Origin of the sequence: Parabacteroides distasonis ATCC 8503 (assembly GCF_000012845.1) — a bacterium.
Classification (GTDB): Bacteria; Bacteroidota; Bacteroidia; order Bacteroidales; family Tannerellaceae; genus Parabacteroides; species Parabacteroides distasonis.
Genome location: NC_009615.1, coordinates 1,399,356 through 1,421,933 on the forward strand (window position 1 = coordinate 1,399,356; position 22,578 = coordinate 1,421,933).

Genomic DNA, 22,578 nt, shown 5'->3' on the forward strand with positions numbered 1-22,578 from the left:
AATGGGCAGTTACCAGAGTGGCCAAATGGGGCTGACTGTAACTCAGCTGGCTTTCGCCTTCGGTGGTTCGAATCCATCACTGCCCACGAATAAAAAGGACTCTTCTTAGAGTCCTTTTTTGTTTCTATCCATAAAAAAAGTCCTTCCCTATCACTAGGAAAGAACTTTCAAAAAGCAAGGGAGATTCACTCCCTGCCAAATCCCCATCTATTTAAACGATCAAACCGACCTATTTCAAATTTAAGGCGCTTCTCTCGGCAGCTATAGATGCTTTTGCCGGAGTAGACTTGCGGGAACAATAATTGAATTCCACAGACTTATCGCCATCGAATGACTTCCATTTTAATTTCAACTTAACCGTCTTACCATTCGTATCCGGAAGGCTATCCAATTTAAAAGCGACCAGTCCATCCGCATATGCGCCATATACATCGCCATAAGCGTTATGGCGGAACTCTACCTCATAAGGATTCTCCGGGTCCTTGCCTGTCAGTAGGTTTACAAAATGAGCCTTATTGCGGTCTCCCCAGATCGTCCTGAAACGGAGTGTCAGATATCCGTCCTCGGCGATGGTAACCCAATCGTTCACGATCTCCACAGGGTCGGAGCCATAGATCGAATCGTTGCTAGTCACCCCCAAATCCGGAGCGATTGGTTTTGTAAGGATACTGTCGATCCAATTAATATTTACGGCCTTGCTGTAAATTCCGCTAGACTCGTTCGTCTCGTCAAAATTCACCAACGCTCTCACCTCCTTCTGCCCGAAGGGAGAAGAGGTCATATTGACAGGCAACAAGGTCGTGCTATCATCCAATTGAAGAAAATATGAACCATCATCGACCGGCTTAACCGTCACCAACGCATTCGGCAACACTTTACTGTAAGGATAATCATCATCATCGTCCAAGCAAGATTGAAACCCCATAAAACAAGTAGCCGCCATTACACCTACAACTAATTTCCTAAAATTAAAGAATCCGTTCATAATACTTCCTTTCTAAGTTTATCAATTAAACTAATCAACCTTTTAATTCTATAAAATTAGAAATGCGTTTTAGGGCGGAAATGCTGCATATGTGTATGTTAATTAAACCAAACAAGGCATGTCTCCTTACTTCACGGCGAAATTATACTCGAAAGTATACTTATAAGAGCTTGCGGTTCCTCCGTCATTCTCATCGATAGTCATACCCGTTATATAATCTCCCACGGTGGTATAGGTGTATTTGTACTCAGCTTTCACCTCGCTCTGGTTAGGGATCGTATAGGTGTAGGCACGGATCGGAAGATTCCGGTTTTGGATACCATATAACAAGTTCAGAGGTGTTACAGACTCAAAGCCAACCGGCGAGAAAGAACCGATCACTCGCAGAGGGAAGTTCTTAGGAGCCTCCGCCACGCTATACTCGTACCTCATCTCCCGGCTATCCAATGACTGGGCATATAGAACCACGTTGCCGTTCTCCCATGTATATTTCTCGTACTCCGGATAACTTCTCTCCTCGTATCCCGTCCCAAACTCTTTCGGCCAACGGGCATTCCAAGAAGTCAACACCCAATTCGAGCCTGAATAACGATAGGAATATTCATCGCTTACATAGATCTCGTTGCTGGCGTATGGATTCTCTTGAGAGATCTTCTTACTTGTAATTACATTTCCGCTTAACGTATATTCCTCTATAACCTCACCGGAATGAATGCCTGTGACAGAGAATTTACCATCCGAATAAATGAACAATAACTTATCCACTCCCAAATTTATATTTGAGATCTTGCCATCGCTCGTATAATTGATATCAGCGGTAAAAAGCGGGCTTGAAGCTCCGTCTTTATAACAAGAAACTTTCGTTAGCTTATTCAATTCCGGAACAACGGGATCGTCATCGTCTCCGCAGGCCGTCAGGCTAGCGGCCCCTATTAGTAACAAAAATAGATACTTCTTCATCATTCTTTCGTGTTTTAATCTGTTACGGCAAAAATAGGGCTTTTAAATGAATAACCACTAAAGTAACCTATTTTAAGTGTTCCTGTTTGAAAAAATGCTTCTAAAATCGTAGTTTTGCTCCATCAATATCAAAGATAACGATCTATCTTAAAATAGTTTACAATAAGTAATAATGTAAGATAAACAATATCTAAAATTTAATAACATGAAAATGAAACAACTGACAGTAGCGATGATCACCCTCCTACTCACCGCCTCTTGTAGTGAAAAACAACAAGATTACCCTTTCCGGAATCCGGATCTTCCCTTGGAAGAACGTATCGACGACTTACTATCCCGACTGACACCGGAGGAGAAAATCGGCCAAATGATGAACGTAACCCCCGCCATCGAGCGTTTGGGAATCCCGACTTACGACTGGTGGAACGAAGCTCTTCACGGCGTGGCTCGTGCCGGACGTGCGACCGTATTCCCACAAGCGATCGCCATGGCGGCTACCTTCGACGATAACGCCGTTCACGAGACCTTCACGATGGTCAGCGACGAGGCCCGTGCCAAATACCACCAATACCAGAAAGACAAGGAGTACGACCGTTACAAAGGCCTTACTTTCTGGACCCCAAATATCAATATCTTCCGTGACCCTCGCTGGGGACGGGGTATGGAAACCTATGGCGAGGACCCTTACCTGACCGAGAAGATGGGCGTAGCCGTAACCCGCGGATTGCAAGGCGATGATCCTAATTATTACAAGACGCACGCTTGCGCGAAGCATTACGCCGTACACAGCGGTCCGGAATGGAACCGCCACGAATTCAACGCTGAAGCTACCCCTCGCGACTTGTACGAGACCTACCTTCCGGCTTTCGAGGCATTAGTTAAGGAAGGCGATGTACAAGAGGTAATGTGCGCCTATAACCGTTTTGAGGGCAAACCTTGCTGTAGCAGCGACAAATTATTGATCGATATCTTGCGTAATAGCTGGGGATACGACAATATCATCCTCTCCGACTGCGGTGCTATCGATGATTTCTGGAGAAAAGACAAAAATACGCCTCGCCATGAGACGCACCCGGACGCTGAGAGCGCATCCGCCGACGCCGTATTGAACGGTACCGACCTAGAATGTGGCGGTAGCTACCGTGCGCTAAACAAAGCCTTGGCCGACGGTAAGATCTCGGAGAAAGATCTGGACGTATCCTTACGCCGCCTGCTGAAAGGTCGCTTCGAGCTAGGTATGTTCGATCCGGACGAGCGGGTTCCTTATTCTAAGATACCTTACAGCGTAGTCGAGAGCCCGGAGCATATCGCCAAGGCACTGGATATGGCACGTAAAAGTATCGTTTTGTTGAAGAACAAGAATAATATGCTTCCTCTGGACAAGAATATCAAGAAGATCGCCGTAGTCGGACCGAACGCAGCGGACTCGACCATGCTATGGGCCAACTACAACGGCTTCCCGACCAAGACCGTCACGATCGTGGAAGGTATCCGCAATAAAGTCCCGAACGCAGAGGTTATCTACGAGCTGGGTTGCAACCATACCGCCGATTTTGTCGTGACAGACCTAGGTAGCCACGTATCTTCCACGGCGGGACAAGGCTTCGCCTCCGAATTCTTCAACAATACCGAGTTCGAGGGTACCCCCGCCTACAAGGGATTAGCGAAAGAGCTTCATTATACCACCGGAGGTAACACCCAATTCGCCCCGAACGTAAACTTGACAAACTTCACGGCTCGCTTTACGGGCGAGTTCGAGTCTCCGATAGATGGTCCGGTCGAGTTCAAACTATCCGGAAACGACGCATTCCGCCTGTATATCGATACGGCTAAAGTCGCCGAAGTATGGGAAAACGAATATGGAGCAGAAAAACTCTATACGCTAAACGCTAAGAAAGGTGAGAAATATCCCATAAAGATCGAATATATGCAACGCACGGGTAGCGCTGACCTGAACTTTACGGTAGGCGTACGCACACCCGTAGATTTCCAAGCTACGGCCAGCAAGGTTAAAGACGCTGATGTCATCGTATTCGTAGGTGGTATCTCTCCACGTCTGGAAGGTGAGGAAATGCCGGTAGACGCTGAAGGTTTCCGAAAAGGCGACCGCACGAATATCGAGATCCCGGCCGTACAAAAGGAAATGGTCAAAGCCTTGGTAGCCACCGGAAAGCCTGTGGTATACGTGGTATGTACGGGTAGCGCATTGGCGTTGAATTGGGAGAACGATCATGTAAACGCTATCTTGAACGCTTGGTATGGCGGACAAGAAGGTGGAACAGCCGTGGCCGACGTTTTATTCGGAGACTATAACCCGGCCGGACGCTTGCCAATCACGTTCTATAAATCCGTAGACCAGCTTCCGGACTTCCAAGATTACAGCATGAAAGGCCGTACCTATCGTTACATGACGCAGACTCCGCTTTATCCGTTCGGTTATGGCTTGAGCTATACAACATTCGATTATAAGAACGCTAAGTTGTCAAAGGATAAGATCGCTTCCAACGAATCGGTTACCCTCTCCTTCGATATCGCCAATACAGGCAAGATGGATGGTGACGAGGTCGCTCAGATCTACATCAAGAACCCGAACGATCCCGCCGGACCGCTAAAAGCGATGAAAGCATTCAAACGTGTGAACGTGAAGGCTGGCAGCGAACAACCGGTTAGCATCCAATTGGAACCGAAAGCTTTCCAATCCTTCAATGACAATACACAGACCATGGAGGTTCGCCCGGGTAAATACCAAATCCTATATGGAGGTTCCTCGGACGATAAGACACTGAAAAAGATTGATTTAGTAATTGAATAAAAACACTATTGTATTCACGGCTGAACACAATAGTATTCATAGAAAAACACAGTAGTATTCACAATCGAATACTACTGTGTTTATGTATGAAGGTAATGATCAGAATTTTTTAATCAAGAAAGACGGATTGATACGCATGTAAACCCCTGCCGTAAAACTCGTGGCGCTTCCCATCGGTTGTTTTACTCCATCCGCATCATTCATATCTCCGGAGAGATGATGAAAAACGTCCACATCTACCCCTATCGAGAAACCCTTCGCTAGTTGCCGGGAATATTCCACCCCCAGATAGATCATTTGCGGACGGTCGAACGTAACCCCCTCATCAATCATCGAGGCCGCCCCGAAAAACGGGCTACCAAACATAGAGATGAAATCCTCGCAGGTCCAATACGACGTTTTCACCCGGAAATCATAGATATCGGCGGAAGCACGGGCATACAAGCCATATCCGCTGTCAAAGGGCCATATCTCTCCCGCTTGCTGATAATAACCGGTAGCATCCAGTTCCACGTTCAAGTTTTTGAAAATACGATGTCCGGTATTCCATACACCTCCGACACCGATCGCACCATTCATCAAGGTTTGCACGGAATTGTTGAAGATCGTGTCGATCTCGCCTCCCCTATGCTGCACCAATCCTTGCACCGGCGTATAGAAATGGAAACGGGAAGCCGGGTCGTTGTACTTTAGCCGTGAAGAGATCCCGACGGTAAACGCCTCTTGATGCACATCCTCCCGGAAAATAAAGCTCTGCCAGTTCACCCACACATCCAAGTCGAAAGCCTTCGAGTCATATAACAACTGCAAGCCCGCCTCGGGATCGCAGGTCAAATTCAACTCCGGATTATAAAGAGGCTCTATCAAATTATGGTTGGAAGCGCCGTAAATATTTCCCAGCACGATGTTCACATGATCCGAGAGAGCCATCTGCGCCCGGAAATAGGGCAACACATGTACCCCTTTTTGGTATTGGTCTCCCTTCCAATAAGCGATATCCTGATAAGCCATGCTCGGATATTTATTCGCCCCATGATAGATCAACATATGGACACCCGCCTCCAACTTGATATTCCGCAAAGGATAATAAACCGCTTTGCCTTGTACCCAAAGCCCCGGCAACGAATACCCTTTGGTAAATTTACCCGTATACTCGTTATCCTTGAAGAAGCTAATATTATCCAACTCTACGGACAACTCCCGGGCCTTCTCCGGGTCGATATGATAATCCGTCTTATAGACACGATCCGCGATCTGCGCCTTCAGCGAGGGAGACCAACTCCCCAATCCCATCAAGCAAAGACCCACAATGAAACTCCTAACACCTATATTCTTCATCACTCTTAAAATTTCTCGCGAACATAAACAAAATACACTGAAAAAAGAAAGCGGGGAAACGGAAGTTTTCACCTCGTTTCCCCGCTTTTTCGTCTTATTTTAAAAATCTCTTTCTTCTAAAATTTAACGTCTAGGGATAGCTTCTTTAACAACCATCTGACGACCTTCGTACTCAGCTTGGTTCAACTCCTCGATAGCTTTTTGAGCCTCTGCAGCGTTAGGCATCTCAGCGAAAGCGAAGCCCTTAGAACGTTTTGTGTCACGGTCAACAATGATTTTAACTGAGTCTACAACACCATACTCTTCCAGAATCTGTTGTAAGTCTGATTCTCTTACCCGATAATTCAGGTTTCCAATGTAAATATTCATACGAAAATGATATAAAAAAATAAAAATTAATAATAAAACAAGGATGGTTGGTGAAGTCAATCTCTAAAAGAAAGTATTATCATCGCTGATGAATAAATGCTAAAAGATAAAAGAGCTATACAAACTATCTTTTGTTCATGGCACAAAGGAAAGCATTCTATTTGAATTAGCAACTATAAAACGATAATTATTTTCAAAAAAACATTCAAGCTCTTTATAACGTCTTTGTTGTTCTAGTCAAATAGTCCTAATTTATAGAAATTTTGACCAATTATATCAACGATATAGCCTAAAACTATCTCAGAAATCTCGTAACTTTGCAAAATTATTATTTGAACTAATAAAAGTTATGGATTACGCGATCATTGCCGCCGGCGAAGGCTCCCGCTTGGCGCAAGAAGGTGTTAAGTGGCCAAAGCCTCTGGTTAGACTCAACGGTGTCGCTCTGATAGACCGGTTGATAGACGTTTTTTTGAAAAATAACGCAACCTCTATCAGTATCATCGTAAACGAGGAGATGACCGAGGTACAGGATTACCTGAAGGCCCTGCGACTACCTATACCCTTTTACCTATTGGTAAAATCCACCCCCAGCTCTATGCACAGCTTCTACGAGCTGAGTCATTATCTGGACGGTGATAAGATTTGTTTAACTACTGTAGACACGATCTTCAAGGAAGAAGAGTTCAGCGGCTATATCCAACAGTTCATCCAAGAGGATAAACTGGACGGATTGATGGCCGTCACTGATTTTATTGATGACGAGAAACCCTTATATGTAGAAACAGACAACGAACTTTACATCCGGAATTTCCTAGATCAGGCAGACGGTGATTGCCGTTACATATCGGGAGGTATCTATTGCTTGAGGCGTCCGGCTCTGGGTGTATTGAACAACGCCATCTCGCAGGGAATGTCGAGAATGCGCAATTATCAACGGCAGCTCATCGCCGAGGGGTTGAGGCTAAAGGCCTATCCTTTCAGCAAGATCATCGACGTGGATCACGCCGATGACATTTTGAAAGCCGAATCATTTTTAAAGTCATAAAGAATACTGTCTAACAATGAGTAAATTAACTTTAGCAGGTATCCGCAGAGGAAATCAATTCTCCCCCAATCATATCGGCAACGACGCAGCGATCTTCGCCTTGACAGCCCAGCATTTACGAAAATTGGGATGCGATGTAAACGAATATATCGAATCGGATCTGCTGCTGCAAGACCCGAAAGAAAAGGGTATCTTTAATATGGTAAGAGACTGGAAGTCCATCCATAAGCTGCAAGAACTAGAGGATAAAAATTATTTCGTGGTGAACTCAGGTTACGGGATCGAGAATTGTACCCGTGAGAAAATGACCCGCCTCCTATTATCCAACCATATCTCCCATCCGGAAAGCTTAATCTTACGGACAGATGAGGATCCGACAGAAGCCCTAGAAAAAGCCGGTTTCTTTAATTGCTGGATCAAACGGGGAGATTTCCACGCCATTCATAGGGAAGACGTCACCTACGTAAGAAATCCGGAAGAGGCGAGAAGCATACTGAAGGAATACGCCATCCGTGGTATCCCGTCGGCGGTAATCAATGAGCATCTGGTAGGCGATTTGGTGAAATTTTACGGGGTAGCTGGAACCGATTTCTTTTATTGGTTCTATCCATCGAACATGCATCATAGTAAATTTGGTTTAGAAGTTATCAATGGTACAGCGAAGGGGATCCCCTTCGACGAAGCGCAGCTTCGTCTGCTCTGCCACAAGGCAGCCGAGGTATTGAGCATACATATTTACGGGGGAGATTGCATCGTCTCCGAGGATGGTGTCATGCGAATTATCGATTTCAATGATTGGCCTAGTTTCGCCCCTTGCCGGGAAGAAGCGGCTCCAAACATCGCACGTCGTATCTGGGATCTTATGCGAGAACACATCTAAATCGTTTTAACAAAATCAATCATGAGTGAGACTAAGTCTACTCCCAGTCTGGAGTCAACCTTAAAATCTTTGGACACCGAGGAGTTTATCGATATTCATTTCTATCGTCCTATTGGCTACCAATGGGCTTTGTTCTTTAATAAATTGGGGGTATCGCCCAATAGTATCACGATCGCCAGCATCTTTATCGGCATAGCGGCAGGTATCTGTTTCTATTTCCAGAGCCTCGCTATCAACGTGATCGGCATGTTACTGTTAATCTGGGCAAACTCATATGATAGCGCAGACGGACAATTGGCCCGTATGACCGGACAGAAAAGTGCCTTGGGACGTATCTTGGACGGTGCCGCCGGCGATTTCTGGTTTATCGCTATCTACGCGGCAATCTGCTTACGCCTCACGCCGGAATGGGGAATATGGATCTGGCTATTGGCGGCTACGACGGGATTCTTCCATAGCAAGCAAGCGGCCATGGCGGATTATTATCGCAATATTCACTTGTTGTTCTTGAAAGGTAAATCGGGTAGCGAGCTCTCCCACTCTCCCCAATTGAAGGAGAATTATAAGAAGATGAGTTGGAAACATGACTTTATCTATAAATTGTTCGAGACCTTCTACATTAATTATACGGTAGGTCAAGAAGCATGGACACCTAAATTCCAACACATGATGAACATCATCCGTGAGAAATACAACGGACAAGCGCCGGAATGGTTCCGTAAGGCTTTTCGAACACAGAGCCTGCCATTAATGAAATATACGAATATGCTATCATTCAATACCCGGGTGATCGCTTTGTTTGTCAGCCTTTTCATCGACATGCCTTGGCTGTATTTCGTATTCGAGCTGACCGTATTAAACTCGATGTTGCTCTATATGATCAAAAAGCATGAGCATATTTGTGAAGATTTCAGCAAACAGTTATAACGTTTTTTACCCCATTCGATTATGTTCAATTTAGACAAAGTAAAAGGAATCCTCTTTGATTACGGCGGAACGATAGACAGTAACGGCATGCACTGGGCAGAGGTGATCTGGATGGCGTATGAGGCCTTGAAGGTTCCCGTATCCAAAGCGGTTTTCCGTGATGCTTATGTACATGGAGAAAGAACGCTTGGAAAGAATCCGATCGTGAAGCCTCATCATACGTTTCTGGATATGCTGCGCTTGAAAAGCGATTTACAAATCCAATGGCTGAAAGAGAACGGGCATTTATCCGCCGAGGCGGTTACCCCGGAGTTACCGGAACAATTAGCGGATTGGTGTTACGAATACGCCCGGAAGGCAATCGATAGCGCCCGCCCCATTCTGGAGCAATTAGCGGAACGTTACCCATTGGTATTGGTATCGAACTTCTATGGGAACATAGAATCCGTGTTGAAAGATTTCGGTTTGGATCATTTATTCGGCGCTATCGTGGAATCGGCGGTCGTAGGTATCCGTAAGCCGGACCCGGCGATCTTCCGATTAGGAGTGGATAAACTGGGATTTCCCGCCGACGAGATTGTTGTCGTAGGTGATTCCTATGATAAGGATATCGTCCCCGCCACCCGGATCGGATGCCAGACAATCTGGCTAAAAAGTATTGGTTGGAGCGCTTATAAAGGAAATGAGACTGCCGATATCGTATTATCCGACTTCACGGAAATAAAGCAAGTATTCGCTTTATAGAATATACATTTTAGACCAGTATAAGCTCAGAAATGACCTTTTTTGGTACTGATAGCATCCTAACTTTGCATATAAAAAAGTTAGGATGCTATGTTTTTAAAGAAATACATATGGCTTTCTGCCGCTACACTCCTCACGGCTTGCGACTTAATCGACTATCATCCGTATGACGGTCGTCTGGATTCCGATACTTCCCGGGAGATCAACCCGACCAATATCGAGCGTATCGAGAAAGTCTGCGAAGGGAAGGACACGATCCGTTTTATTTTTATGGGCGATACCCAGCGGAGTTATAATGAGACGGAAGATTTCGTCAAGTACGTTAATCAATTAGATAGCATCGATTTCATTATCCATGGAGGAGATTATACGGAGTTCGGCTTAAAGAAGGAATTCGAGTGGAACGATGATATCTTGTCCAAACTAAAAGTGCCTTACGTAGGGTTGATCGGTAATCACGACGTGATCGGTAATGGCGACCAAGTATTTCGTAAAATCTTTGGGAATGAGAACTTCTCGTTTGTCGTGAGCGACGTGAAATTCGTATGCCTCAATACGAACGCTATCGAGTATGATTATTCCCATCCGGTACCCGATTTTAATTTCCTAAAGAATGAGATAGCGGATAGTACCCGTAATAAACGCACGATCGTAGTCATGCACGCCCCTCCCGGGAACGAACAGTTCGACAATAACGTGAAAGACGTGTTCCAACTTTATATCAAGACATTACCATCTTTAATGTTCTGCTTGCATGCACATAATCATTGCGTATCGGCAGCTGATTTGTTTGAGGATGGCATTATCTACTACGGTTGCGCCAATATCGCCAAACGAAGTTATCTTCTTTTTACCTTAACCCCTGACGATTATATGTATGAAGTGGTCAATTTTTAAGCTTCTCCTCTTAACTTGTGTCTTTTCCCTTACACTCCATGCGCAAGAGGATAAATACACGAAACGAGTGCAACGGTACGAGAACGCATGGCAACGGGTCATCCCCCGCTATACAAAAGTACAATTCGCAGGTTCCATGGCGATGCTATCCGTGGGTACCGGTTGGAATTATTACCGGAATCATTGGGAAACGGATATGTTGCTGGGTATCGTCCCCCGCAACGCAAATGATCACGCAAACGTGACTTTCACCTTGAAACAAAACTATTTTCCTTGGAATATCGATCTGGGAGAAAAAGTATCTTTCGAGCCTCTTTGTTGCGGTATCTACGTAAATTTCCTATTTGACCGGGATTTCTGGGCCAAGCAACCGAATAAGTATCCCCCGGGATATTATTGGTTCTCCACCCGCATCCGTAACCATATCTTTATCGGGGAGCGGATCACACTCAAACTGAATCCAAATAGTAGCTGGCATAAATCCATCAGCTTCTTCTATGAGTTAAGCACTTGCGATTTGTATATAATAAACGCTATCGGCAACAGCTACTTGAAGCCAAAAGATTATTTAAGCCTTTCATTCGGGGTGAAACTACAGATCTTATAAAAGCAAGAAACGGAAGACATTCACTGCCCTCCGTTTCCCTAAACTACATAAAACACTTAAAAGAACAAACGTTGTCTATCAGAACGCTAGACCTAAGCGGATACCCCAGTTATTCAAACCATCGATATGATAGCTGAGGACATCACCCTTGTTGGTAGCGTAGTTATAATAAGCGGCCATATGTACGCCGATCTGTTTCTGAGGTGTGAAGTACACGGTCATACCGATCTCGGGAGCTACATAGAATCCCCAGTTACGATCGTAAACCTTCAACACGTTCATGTAGGTAGACATCTCACTATAGCTAGCACCTAACTGAGCGCCAACATACGGTTGGAATTGTCCTTCCGGAGCGAAGTTATAACGGAAAGCCGCACCAAAAGGCAACTGGAAGATAGAATGCTGTTGATCGGAAGTGATTACGGATGTTGAGTTTACCGGAATCGTCTGGCGGTCCACATACTCATTATTTGTATGATAAGAGATGAACGCACCTATAGCGAAATTAGGAATCACATAGTAACCACCCTCAGCGTGAGCACCCCAACCGCTGGTCTTCTTAGAAAAGTCTTGACCGAACGGAGAGTTGATTTGCCAGTCTACATTGAAATACGCGTTTTTCAAAACCTGGGCGCCAGCCAGAGTAGGCATCGCCATACAAACTACGAGTAAAGCGATTAACTTGATTGATTTATTTATCTTTTTCATAGAATCTCAAACTTTTAATCATTCGAATTATTATTTCTTTACGTACGGAGATTGTACAAATGCTTGCTCGATAGCACGAACAGCCAGCTGAGTATCGAATTTATCGGAACCAGACAACAAGCCACTCATGTAAGCAGTCCAAAGAACCGGAAGTTTAGCGTCTGCCTTAGAAGCGGCAGGAGTATCCAAATCCACTAACTCTGTCAACAAGGAACCTACACTATAGCTATACACTACAGGATACGGGTAATACCAATTTCCCCAACCTGGTCCCCAGTAACCCGGACTCCAATATCCCGGATAGTTCCACCACCAGTACGGGTAGTTGTAGCCATCGTTGTAGTCAGCGAAATATTGAGTACTTTGTACGTAAGAAACTTGCAGACCTAAGTCGGCGTTATCTTTGTCTAGCGTGCGTTTGAAACCGCGGCTTTCCATATTATTCACCAATGTAGTGATAATATCGTCTGCTTCATTGGCTGTCCAGAACTGAGGTTTCTCGCTTGTGCCGATAACCAATACACTATCCGGAATGTAGAACGTAGTGAACGATTCGAATTTCGCGTCCTTATCGTGATTCGTGAACACCAGAAAATCATTGTCCAATTTCGACATGTCCGGGTCCTTTTGGCAAGAAGCCAACAGAAGAACTAACAGAAAAAAAGGAAAAATCTTTTTCATCTCATTTTAACGTTTAAAACAGTTTATACTATTATTTGTGCTTATATATAAGTCACTATTAAAACAGCATGAGTTGAAAAAGGTTCTAAAACTATCCTTTTGGGTGTGTTAATTAACATATCCTAACCATACGACGGGCTTATGGTCACTGTAGTCTAAATTAGGAGAATCATAAGTTACACCCTTAAAATCAGGAGAATAAATTATGTAATCAATTCGAAATATACGCTTTAATTGACGAAAGGTGTACCCGAAACCAGAGCCGCAGTCACGGAACCCATCCGTTAAATCACCTTTCACGGTACGGTACGTATAAGAGGCCGGTGTATCATTAAAATCACCGCAAATAATCACGGGCCCCTCCCCGGCATCCAACATCTGACGGATATAATCCGCCTGAGTCGCCCGTTTCACGAAATTCTTCTTCATCTGAAAAGCCATATGGAAGGCGGCCTCGGTTTCCTCCAATTGTTTACCCTCTGCATGGGCTTGGTAAAGACGAGGCTTTACGGCATTCACGCTAGTCGTTTGGAAATGGTTATTAAATACACGAACACTATCCCCTTGGATATCCATGACGGCAAACAAGGATTTATTGCTAGACTCCGGGTATAGGATAGACTCAAAACGAAGGATCGGATATTTACTGAAAATAGCGTTGCCCGCCGCTTTCGTAGCCGAACGGGTAGAGCAATAATACGGTAGGAACGATAAGGTCTTGGCGACAGAATCCATCCGCAGGGCCGATTCAACAGGGCATTCTTGGAGGCAAACGATATCCGGGTCCTCCTTTCTCAGCCAATCCGCTATATTAGGAAGCTGTTTCTTTCCGTCCGTATTGAAATTATTCACGTTATAGGTAATCACCTTAACCGCTTCTTTCCCTATCGGAATCTCTTTTGGGAAGACCCGTATCTGGAACATCGATATCAAAAACTCCCAGTTCAACAATAACGCCGCCAAAGGTACCCAGCACCAATGACTCCTAAAGACACACCACATCAAGAAAAGACATAGATTGGCCGCCAATACCGGTAATAACACCAATCCGGGAAACGAGATCCACTCCTTCCCTTCCGGATTAATACGTCCGGTAGCGAATCCGGCTATGGCCGCCACGACAAAAGCGATCGTAATCAACACAAATAAAATATATATCAACTTCTTCATCCTTCCTATCCTGCGATTTAAACAAAAAAGGGACTATCCCGAAAAGACAGTCCCCCAATTCATACCCTATAACCTGTCCGCTTCCGGCAGGGATAGCTTAAAAAAACTTATCGAAGCGTTCCTTGTTGAGCCTCTTGGATCATTTTCTGATTAGCCAAGATCACGATCTCAACACGACGGTTCAACGAACGACCCTCGGGAGTGTCATTGCTAGCCACAGGATCATGTATACCTTTACCTTCATAAACCATACGATCCGTGCTTACCCCCTGCATCATCAGGTAATCGTAAACGCTCTTCGCACGTTTCTCGGACAAGGTCTGGTTATAATCCACCTTACCGGTGTTATCCGTAAAGCCGATGATTCGGATATCCGTATCCGGATTGGCCTTCAAACTGGTAGCGAAGTTACGCAAGGCACTCTTGGAAGCGTCGCTCAACGTACTTGAGTTCGTGGCAAACAAGATACCGGAGTCAAAAGTAACCTTCAAGGCCTCACCATTGTTCACGCTCTCGATCTTCGTGTCCTCAGGCAGGGTAGCTTCCAGCTCCTTCTTCTGCTTATCCATTTTCTTACCGATTAACGCACCGGCTGTACCACCTACGGCCGCACCGATCACGGCACCCAATGCGGTATTTCCGGCCAAGGCACCAACACCAGCTCCGACAGCGGCACCACCGCCTACACCGATCGCCGTACCCTTCGCCGTGTTATTCCACGTTCCGCAACTCGTAAACACCACTGCCATACATAGCAGTAAAACAGATAATAATTTAATGTTCCTCATCATCTTCTACAATTTCACTTAAACAACTTTATATATATAACAAATATCAATCAAACATGTTGATCGAATCGCAATATTCAAGTTCTCCTTGTACTATAAAAGTGATTTCCTCCGGTTCGAATTTGCCTACGCCGTCTTTCTGGGCGTTCTTAATTACATAATTTACAACCTCTTCCTCATCGATCTCGATCTCATCGTCGCCATCATCATCTAGCATGCCATTAGATTCATAGAAGTCGTAGATCAAGTCTACGATATAGTTGATATCGTCATTACTGAACTTTCCTTTCAGTTCTTGGGGAAGATAATTCTGGATAAATTTTACGGAATCATCCTCGTCGTAAAGTAGCTCGTCATTGTTCGTGCTCATAATTAATCTTGTTTAATTGGTTTGAATAGCGGCAAATGTACGGAAATATTTTGATTTTATATCCCAAAAACAATTAAGCTTATTTACGGACGTGACTTAACAAAAGCAAATGCCCTTACTTGAACATAGTTCTAAAAGAGCTTAGGTTTTATAGGAAGCAAAGGTAATAAAAATACTTGATTATCATATAGACCTATTATTTTTTATAGCTTCCGGGTAATTTACTGTTCCGCATGATATTTTCTTTGAAAGAATATATTTCCAACCGAGTACCCCAAAGAGACTTCCAATATCTTTATGGATCACAAAAAACACTAAAGCCAGTCTTATTTGTGTTAAAATCAAAATACACTCCATCATTTATTTACATATAGTCATTTGATACTCAAGTTCTTTTAGAACTCAGTAAATGTATTAAATTATGATTACAATGGAACCTAAAATACAAAGTACCACAAGTACCCGAGCTCTCCGGAGCAAAATCGGGCCTATCAAGGCTTACTTATTCAAGGCCTCATATGTAATCAGTCCAATCACGCCAAGCGATCTTAAACATTCCATGAAAGGTGCCTACAAATCATTCCTGTCTAAAACCGATCAAGCATACGGCCATTCCACGTCAACAATCAACCCCAAACTTTACCCTATTTCTACCTTTAAGCAAATGAGCCTCGTAGTAGTCCCGAGTTTCATGATAGAGTCCCCATTCGAGATAGTGGCGATAGCCCTTATCGCCTTTCTACTTATCCTCCTTTCGATGAGGGAACATCGGCATAAGAAAGACATTCTTGACACCGAACGAAATATGGCCGAAGAAGTGATCCGCTTACGTGAGAAGGCGGAAGAATCAAACCGGTTGACAAGTGCTTTCCTCGCCAATATGAGCCATGAGATACGGACCCCATTGAATGCGATCGTAGGTTTCTCGACCCTTATCAGCGAAAGTGAGGATAAAGAGGAGATCAAAGAATTCGCTAAAATCATTCACGCAAACAATGAGCTACTCCTTAATTTAATCAATGACATACTCGATATGTCAAAAATAGAAGCCGGTATATTGGATTTCCTTTATACGGAAGTAGAGATTAACGAGCTTATACAAACCCTATGGCGGAGTTACCGATTCAAGATCAAGGAAGGAGTAGAATTCCGCACGGAACTGCCTGCGGAAAGCTACATTATCCATACTGAGAGAAACCGTTTATCCCAAGTACTGGCTAATTTCATCAATAATGCTTGCAAATACACTTTCGAGGGAATGATAACGATCGGATATGAAATAAGGAAAGACGATATTTATTTCTTTGTTACCGATACGGGAAAAGGGATAGCGGAAGAAAATATCTCCCGTGTTTTCGATCGATTCGCTAAATTAGATTCCTTCACCCAAGGTACGGGGCTCGGGCTGTCTATCTGTGAATTAATCATTAAACATTTAGGTGGAGAGATCGGCGTGGAGTCAAGCGTTGGAAAAGGATCTACATTTTGGTGCACGGTTCCCACCCGGAAATAATCGCACCAAGCCGTATCTACCTATTAGTGAAAAATAAAAAGGCGGAATGATTCACATAGGATCATTCCACCTTCATTATTTTATAGAAACACCACGCTTAACGTCAAGCGTTCAAGTCTACTTTAGTTCTTAAATTCCAGACCATCGTCTTTCCTATCGATCACGATCGGACGGTTACGGTCTACCGTTCCACCCAGCAAAGCCTTTGACAACTCGTTCAAGACATACTTCTGAATGACACGTTTTACCGGACGGGCACCGAATTGAGGATCGAAGCCCTTGTCGGCGATAAAGTCCACGGCCTCGTTCGTGAAGTCCAAGGCGACACCGTTCGTAGCCAACATCTTCTTCACGCTGCTCAACTGCAAGGATACGATCTTGCGAATCTCCTCCTCGTTCAGCGGAGTAAACATGATGATATCGTCGATACGGTTCAAGAACTCCGGACGGATCGTCTTCTTCAACAGTTCCAGTACTTGGATCTTCGTCTCGTCTACCACCTTGTCATGCGTGGCGGGTGTCATCTTCTCGAAGTTCTCACGGATCAAGGAAGAACCTAGGTTACTTGTCATGATAATGATCGTGTTCTTGAAGTTGACAACACGGCCTTTGTTATCCGTCAACCGTCCATCATCCAAGACTTGCAACAAGATATTGAATACATCCGGATGCGCCTTTTCGATCTCATCGAACAAGACAACCGAGTAAGGTTTCCGGCGAATCGCCTCCGTCAACTGTCCACCCTCATCGTAGCCCACATATCCCGGAGGCGCACCGATCAAACGAGTCGCGCTGAATTTCTCTTGATACTCACTCATGTCGATACGGGTCATCATATTCTCGTCATCGAACAGATACTCGGCCAATGCCTTGGCCAACTCCGTCTTACCCACACCGGTAGTACCGAGGAAGATGAAAGAACCGATCGGTCGTTTCGGATCCTGCAAGCCGGCACGACTACGACGAACCGCATCGGCGATAGCGTTGATCGCCTCTTCCTGACCAATCACACGGGTATGAAGCTCGGACTCCAGACGTAATAACTTATCTTTCTCGCTCTGCATCATCTTGCTGACCGGAATTCCAGTCCAACGGGATACCACATCGGCGATATCGTCGCTATCCACTTCCTCCTTGATCATAGCCGCGGCACCTTGCATCGTCTTCAACTTAGCCTGTACCTCCCTGATCTCCTCTTCCTTTTGCTTGATCTTACCGTAACGGATCTCAGCGACCTTGCCGTAATCACCCTCACGCTCCGCCTTATCAGCCTCAAACTTTAGGTTCTCGATATCGATCTTATTTTGCTGGATCTTATTGATCTGCTCCTTCTCGCTCTGCCACTGAGCCTTTTGCTTGGTCTCCTCCTCCTTCAAGTCGGCGATCTCTTTGTTGAGTTGCTCCAACTTCGAGGTATCGTTCTCACGCTTGATCGCCTCACGCTCGATTTCCAACTGTTTGATACGGCGGGAAACCTCATCCAACGACTCCGGTACGGAATCGATCTGCAAACGCAGACGGGCAGCGGCCTCATCCATCAAATCGATCGCCTTATCCGGCAAGAAACGATCCGTGATATAACGGGTAGACAACTGTACGGCAGAGATAATCGCATCATCTTTGATACGTACTTTATGGTGATTCTCATATTTCTCCTTCAAACCACGAAGGATGGAGATCGTATCCAACTCACTCGGCTCGTCTACGATAACGGTCTGGAACCGACGCTCAAGCGCCTTATCCTTCTCAAAATACTTCTGATACTCATCCAACGTCGTGGCACCGATCGAACGTAGCTCACCACGAGCCAAGGCCGGTTTCAAGATGTTAGCGGCATCCATGGCGCCTTCGCCTTTACCGGCTCCTACCAAGGTATGGATCTCATCGATAAAGAGGATGATCTCGCCCTCGGATTTCGTAACCTCGTTCACCACCGCTTTCAAACGTTCCTCGAACTCGCCTTTATATTTAGCTCCGGCGATCAACGCGCCCATATCCAACGAGAAGATCTGTTTAGACTTCAAGTTCTCAGGAACGTCACCCCGAACGATACGATGGGCCAACCCCTCAGCGATAGCAGTCTTACCTACACCCGGCTCACCGATCAAGATCGGATTGTTCTTCGTACGGCGGCTCAATATCTGCAAGACACGGCGGATCTCCTCGTCACGTCCGATCACGGGGTCTAGCTTACCGCTACGGGCACGCTCGTTCAAATTGATGGCGTATTTTCCTAAGGCATCGTAAGTCTCCTCGGCGGATTGGCTTGTCACCTTATTTCCTTTACGCAATTCCTCGATCGCTTGACGTAACTCTTTCTCTGTCACGCCGGCGTCTTTCAATATCTGTGAAGCGGTGCTCTTTTCCGTAAACAACGCCAAGATGATCGGCTCCAACGATACATATTGATCCCCCATTTTAGAGGAATAATCGATCGCCTTCTGTAAGACAGCGTTCGACTCGCTAGAGAGATAGGGTTCGCCTCCCGAAACCTTAGGATAAGATTCGATTTGGCGATCCAGTACCATATTCAGGTTTTGAGCGTTTACCCCTAATTTTTGAAAGATAAAATTAGTAACACTCTCACCCGTCATAATGACAGCTTTCAACAAGTGAACAGGTTCGATAACCTGTTGGTTATTTTTAGTAACCAACTGTACGGCTTGTTGAACAGCCTCCTGCGCCTTGATTGTAAAATTGTTTAAATTCATGTATTTAAGCTCCTTTCTTATATTCTTTTCTAATTTTATTTTACACTTATATCCTTACAAAAGAAATACCAAAACGAAAATATGACATTTTGTCTTAATATTATAAAACAGAATAGAGAACTCCCCGTCAAACCGTCCATTTCGGATGTCATTCGGACGTATCTTTTCAGAAAGAACAAAAGAGAGAGAAAAAAGTTTTGATAGTAAACACACAGTATCTAGGTAAAAACAGTCAATGTTCTCAAAAAAACACGTACGAGTTTTTCCGGAAACACGTACATGTTTTTTGAAATTCACGTACGTGTTTTTTTCGAGTGGTTATATCCTATAAATCCAACAATTTACGGATAGTCATTATAATACTTCCACGTATTCTCCCGTTTCCTGTTTCTCTTCTTGTCACGGGCACTTTTCCAGAAAATAGTCTCTAGTAAATCCTCTGCGTCGAAATAGACTCTTATGGTAGCGAGTACCCCTCCCCTTCGCTGGCCATCCTTCACGACATCCGAGTATATATTAGTCAGTTTTACGTTGGCAGCCATAGGAACCTTACCTACCTTAAACTCTTTCCAATCCTGATTCTTAGGGAGCCTAATCGTGTGCGCTTGCTTCTGTATGGCCAATGAACGGGAAGGTGACTTAAAATTCAGCAACATGAATAGGACTGGGGTAATCGAATCATAATTAGTCAACCTACGTAAAGTATCTAACTGTACATATTCCGAGAAGTCTTTCGTAATCGGCAACTCACTTGGCGAGGATAACATATGGGTTCCCGGTTGATCGGGTCGTAGAAAAGTTCCGCTTTCTATCGCCTTCTGAAACTCTGGATTCAAACGTATCTCCTCCTTGCCGGATAAAAATTCTTGCAGGCGCAAAGAATCCTGTTCCGTCCACTGCGCATGGGCCATCATAGGTAGGATGGATACTATCAAAAGGAATATAGGTCGCATCTTCACGTCTCTCATCTTCATAATCCTCATTACATTTTTATCACCAAGACTCATTCCTCTATCGAAACCCCCATTCGAGTCGAGATACTTTAAGATTTATTGGGATACTTATACCCTATTTGAATCTTAATATGGATTACCTTTATGCGATCAATCCAAATCCAATATAGATATGTTGATATTATTATCTCCGGCTAAGACAATGACCGGGACATCCAAGATAAAAGCGCCGCAAGGCACGACTCCACGTTTCCAGCAAGAGGCGAACGAGATCGCCCTGCATATGACCCAATTTCCCATTGACGAATTAAGTCGTATCCTCAAGCTCAGCCCGAAACTGGCGGCGGAATGTTACCGCAGATACCAAGATTTTCATGCGGAAGACAAACAGCCCTTGCAAGCGATACTCGCCTATACCGGTGTCGTATTCAAGAATATCAGCCCGAAAGACTTCACGGAGGAGGATTTTCTTTTCTCGCAAGAACATATGCGTTTCGTATCGGGATGCTACGGGTTACTTCGCCCATTAGACCTTATCAAGCCTTACCGGATGGAGTTCGACGTAAAAATCCCGGAACTAGGCGACGGGAATATGTACGCCTTCTGGAAGGACAGGCAAACAAATACATTAATCCATGACGTCCGACAGGGAGACAGAATCCTACTGAATCTAGCCAGCTTGGATATCCAACCCTCTTTCCAGTGGAAGGAGGTGGAGCGATCCGTCCGGATCATCACGCCCGAGTTCAAGATCTGGAAGAACGGCAAAGCGGAGACGATCGTGATCTATGCCAAGATGTGCAGGGGACAAATGAGCCGCTATCTCATAAAGAACCGGATTTCTGACCCGGAGGCATTAAAAGCATTCACATGGGAAGGCTTTTCCTATAAAGAATCCATGTCCGAGGGGGATAATTGGGTATTTCTACAAGAATAATTCTAGGCTTATCCAATAAAATCAGATGATCTACGTTTTATAAAAACAATTCGTAAAAATCATAAAAAGGTTTATCCTTCTTTAATTTAGCGGTGATATGAAAAGAACCTTTACATATTTATTACTACTTGTTCTATTGGTTTGCGGAAAGCAAGCCTATAACCTGTTAATCTCGAATGAATCGATCCGCAGCAACCCTACCGGAGCCTTGTCTGACATTGCGGATGAGGTAATCGCCATTCCATTACAGGACTCAGGGACGCATTCGATCAGGGAGGCCAAGTATATCCGTCAAGAGGGAGATAACCTATTCCTTATCAGCAATGAGACGCTTTACCGTTTCAATCGCAAGGGAGAATTTATCTGTCGCATCACCCATCCGGATGACATATGGGTAGCGGGGTATGTAGTGAACCCGGCCAACCAGCAGCTGATCGTACTTGGAAACACGGACGATATTTTCTATTACTCATTCAATGGTGATCTCCTTACCCGCAAGAAACTGAAATGCGACCTTCCGGAGAATAGGCATATGCTATCCATATCCATGCACAATAACCGGATATTTACCACCGAGGAATGTGTTCATGGGGATACAGCAGGGCAAACCGCTACGATTGAGAAACAGATCGTTGAATACGATTCCTCTTTCCATAAATTACAATCTCATACGATCCGTCCGGTCGATCTGGAACGTTCCGCATGCCCGATCGGTTGTCTCGCCCCGGAAGTAGCCGTGGAGCTCGAAAGCGGAACGGTTTATGCCTACGCCCCCTCCTATCAACCCGGGAACTTATTACGGGACACTTTATATATTAAGCAAAAGCGGCAAAGCCAAGCCTTGGAGAACCTTGCCGGAAAGAATACACTCCCTTTGCTACCGATCCGCATGGGCAGCCGTTTCTGGGTATCTACATACTATAACGCAGAGGATGAGTCCAGAAATTACACCTTCTGTTATGATACGGAGAAGGAAGAATGCTGGCAGGTAAAAGAAGGATTAAAAGATAATTTTTATCAAACCGGTAATGTGCGACGAATGGACCCTATCGATCCCTATTGCCATTCCTATTGTTTCAGCAAATCCGGAGAGGATCTGCGAAATACTTTCCCCGCACAGGCCCAAGGGGAAAGCCTCGTGTTATTTATAGTGAAATTGAAAGGGTAAATCCAGTTAATA

21 protein-coding genes and 1 tRNA gene are annotated in these 22,578 nt (G+C 44.8%); 11 read left to right on the forward strand and 11 right to left on the reverse strand.

The window, feature by feature from the left end; genetic code table 11:
* Positions 1-3: 3 nt before the first annotated feature.
* Positions 4-86, forward strand: a tRNA-Tyr gene (locus tag BDI_RS06030).
* A 143-nt stretch (positions 87-229) separates the two neighbouring features.
* Here the strand turns inward: BDI_RS06030 and BDI_RS06035 are convergent.
* Entirely contained in the window at positions 230-985 is a 756-nt protein-coding gene (locus BDI_RS06035; protein WP_005856726.1) for a NigD-like protein, read from the reverse strand.
* A gap of 126 nt (positions 986-1,111) precedes the next feature.
* Positions 1,112-1,945 (reverse strand): DUF5032 domain-containing protein, encoded by an 834-nt coding sequence (locus BDI_RS06040; RefSeq protein ID WP_005856724.1) that lies wholly within the window; start codon positions 1,943-1,945, stop codon positions 1,112-1,114.
* Positions 1,946-2,150: 205 nt separating this feature from the next.
* On the opposite strand from BDI_RS06040, the gene xyl3A reads away from it, so the two are divergent.
* Complete coding sequence (gene xyl3A / locus BDI_RS06045) at positions 2,151-4,757, forward strand: xylan 1,4-beta-xylosidase (protein WP_005862132.1); 2,607 nt, start codon at positions 2,151-2,153, stop codon at positions 4,755-4,757.
* 99 nt (positions 4,758-4,856) lie between these two features.
* Here the strand turns inward: xyl3A and BDI_RS06050 are convergent, their stop codons facing one another.
* Together BDI_RS06050 and BDI_RS06055 are read right to left on the reverse strand one after the other, a co-directional pair.
* Positions 4,857-6,095 (reverse strand): hypothetical protein, encoded by a 1,239-nt coding sequence (locus BDI_RS06050; RefSeq protein ID WP_011966356.1) that lies wholly within the window; start codon positions 6,093-6,095, stop codon positions 4,857-4,859.
* A 123-nt stretch (positions 6,096-6,218) separates the two neighbouring features.
* Positions 6,219-6,464, reverse strand: coding sequence for an RNA recognition motif domain-containing protein (locus BDI_RS06055; protein WP_005856718.1), 246 nt, complete (start codon positions 6,462-6,464; stop codon positions 6,219-6,221).
* 349 nt (positions 6,465-6,813) lie between these two features.
* On the opposite strand from BDI_RS06055, the gene BDI_RS06060 reads away from it, so the two are divergent.
* The 6 genes from BDI_RS06060 to BDI_RS06085 all read left to right on the forward strand — a co-directional run bounded on the left by BDI_RS06060 (position 6,814) and on the right by BDI_RS06085 (position 11,567).
* On the forward strand, positions 6,814-7,512 hold the full coding sequence (locus BDI_RS06060) for a nucleotidyltransferase family protein (RefSeq protein ID WP_005856716.1): 699 nt from the start codon (positions 6,814-6,816) through the stop codon (positions 7,510-7,512).
* Between the two features lie 16 nt (positions 7,513-7,528).
* A complete protein-coding gene (locus BDI_RS06065; protein WP_008780551.1) occupies positions 7,529-8,392 on the forward strand; it encodes a hypothetical protein in 864 nt (287 codons plus the stop codon).
* A gap of 21 nt (positions 8,393-8,413) precedes the next feature.
* Positions 8,414-9,319 carry a CDP-alcohol phosphatidyltransferase family protein gene (locus BDI_RS06070; protein ID WP_009275989.1) on the forward strand — a complete coding sequence of 302 codons (906 nt, stop codon included), beginning with the start codon at positions 8,414-8,416 and terminating at the stop codon, positions 9,317-9,319.
* Between the two features lie 21 nt (positions 9,320-9,340).
* Positions 9,341-10,063 (forward strand): HAD family hydrolase, encoded by a 723-nt coding sequence (locus BDI_RS06075; protein WP_009275990.1) that lies wholly within the window; start codon positions 9,341-9,343, stop codon positions 10,061-10,063.
* Positions 10,064-10,153: 90 nt separating this feature from the next.
* Positions 10,154-10,960, forward strand: coding sequence for a metallophosphoesterase family protein (locus BDI_RS06080; RefSeq protein ID WP_005856708.1), 807 nt, complete (start codon positions 10,154-10,156; stop codon positions 10,958-10,960).
* Complete coding sequence (locus tag BDI_RS06085; protein WP_005856706.1) at positions 10,941-11,567, forward strand: hypothetical protein; 627 nt, start codon at positions 10,941-10,943, stop codon at positions 11,565-11,567. The genes BDI_RS06080 and BDI_RS06085 overlap by 20 nt, the downstream gene beginning before the upstream one ends.
* Positions 11,568-11,645: 78 nt before the next feature.
* Here BDI_RS06085 and BDI_RS06090 read toward each other — a convergent pair whose 3' ends face one another.
* The 5 genes from BDI_RS06090 to BDI_RS06110 all read right to left on the reverse strand — a co-directional run bounded on the left by BDI_RS06090 (position 11,646) and on the right by BDI_RS06110 (position 15,284).
* On the reverse strand, positions 11,646-12,275 hold the full coding sequence (locus BDI_RS06090) for an outer membrane beta-barrel protein (protein WP_005856704.1): 630 nt from the start codon (positions 12,273-12,275) through the stop codon (positions 11,646-11,648).
* Positions 12,276-12,305: 30 nt separating this feature from the next.
* Entirely contained in the window at positions 12,306-12,956 is a 651-nt protein-coding gene (locus BDI_RS06095; protein WP_005856702.1) for a DUF4136 domain-containing protein, read from the reverse strand.
* 108 nt (positions 12,957-13,064) lie between these two features.
* Positions 13,065-14,126, reverse strand: a complete 1,062-nt coding sequence (locus BDI_RS06100; RefSeq protein WP_008780547.1) for an endonuclease/exonuclease/phosphatase family protein — start codon at positions 14,124-14,126, stop codon at positions 13,065-13,067.
* A gap of 107 nt (positions 14,127-14,233) precedes the next feature.
* On the reverse strand, positions 14,234-14,914 hold the full coding sequence (locus BDI_RS06105) for an OmpA family protein (protein ID WP_005856698.1): 681 nt from the start codon (positions 14,912-14,914) through the stop codon (positions 14,234-14,236).
* 46 nt (positions 14,915-14,960) lie between these two features.
* Positions 14,961-15,284 (reverse strand): hypothetical protein, encoded by a 324-nt coding sequence (locus tag BDI_RS06110; protein WP_005856696.1) that lies wholly within the window; start codon positions 15,282-15,284, stop codon positions 14,961-14,963.
* A 430-nt stretch (positions 15,285-15,714) separates the two neighbouring features.
* On the opposite strand from BDI_RS06110, the gene BDI_RS06115 reads away from it, so the two are divergent.
* The gene (locus BDI_RS06115) at positions 15,715-16,797 is read left to right on the forward strand and encodes a sensor histidine kinase (protein ID WP_011966357.1); all 1,083 of its coding nucleotides are present in this window, start codon (positions 15,715-15,717) and stop codon (positions 16,795-16,797) included.
* Between the two features lie 122 nt (positions 16,798-16,919).
* On the opposite strand, the gene clpB is transcribed toward BDI_RS06115, so the two are convergent.
* Entirely contained in the window at positions 16,920-19,508 is a 2,589-nt protein-coding gene (gene clpB, locus BDI_RS06120) for an ATP-dependent chaperone ClpB (protein ID WP_011966358.1), read from the reverse strand.
* Positions 19,509-19,849: 341 nt separating this feature from the next.
* Positions 19,850-20,482: a DUF4858 domain-containing protein gene (locus tag BDI_RS06125; protein WP_011966360.1), complete on the reverse strand. Its 633-nt coding sequence runs from the start codon at positions 20,480-20,482 to the stop codon at positions 19,850-19,852.
* A gap of 151 nt (positions 20,483-20,633) precedes the next feature.
* Between BDI_RS06125 and yaaA the strand changes: the two genes are divergently transcribed.
* Both yaaA and BDI_RS06135 read left to right on the forward strand, forming a co-directional pair.
* Positions 20,634-21,398, forward strand: coding sequence for a peroxide stress protein YaaA (gene yaaA, locus BDI_RS06130; RefSeq protein ID WP_011966361.1), 765 nt, complete (start codon positions 20,634-20,636; stop codon positions 21,396-21,398).
* A 97-nt stretch (positions 21,399-21,495) separates the two neighbouring features.
* Positions 21,496-22,566 carry a 6-bladed beta-propeller gene (locus BDI_RS06135; protein WP_011966362.1) on the forward strand — a complete coding sequence of 357 codons (1,071 nt, stop codon included), beginning with the start codon at positions 21,496-21,498 and terminating at the stop codon, positions 22,564-22,566.
* Positions 22,567-22,578: the final 12 nt, after the last annotated feature.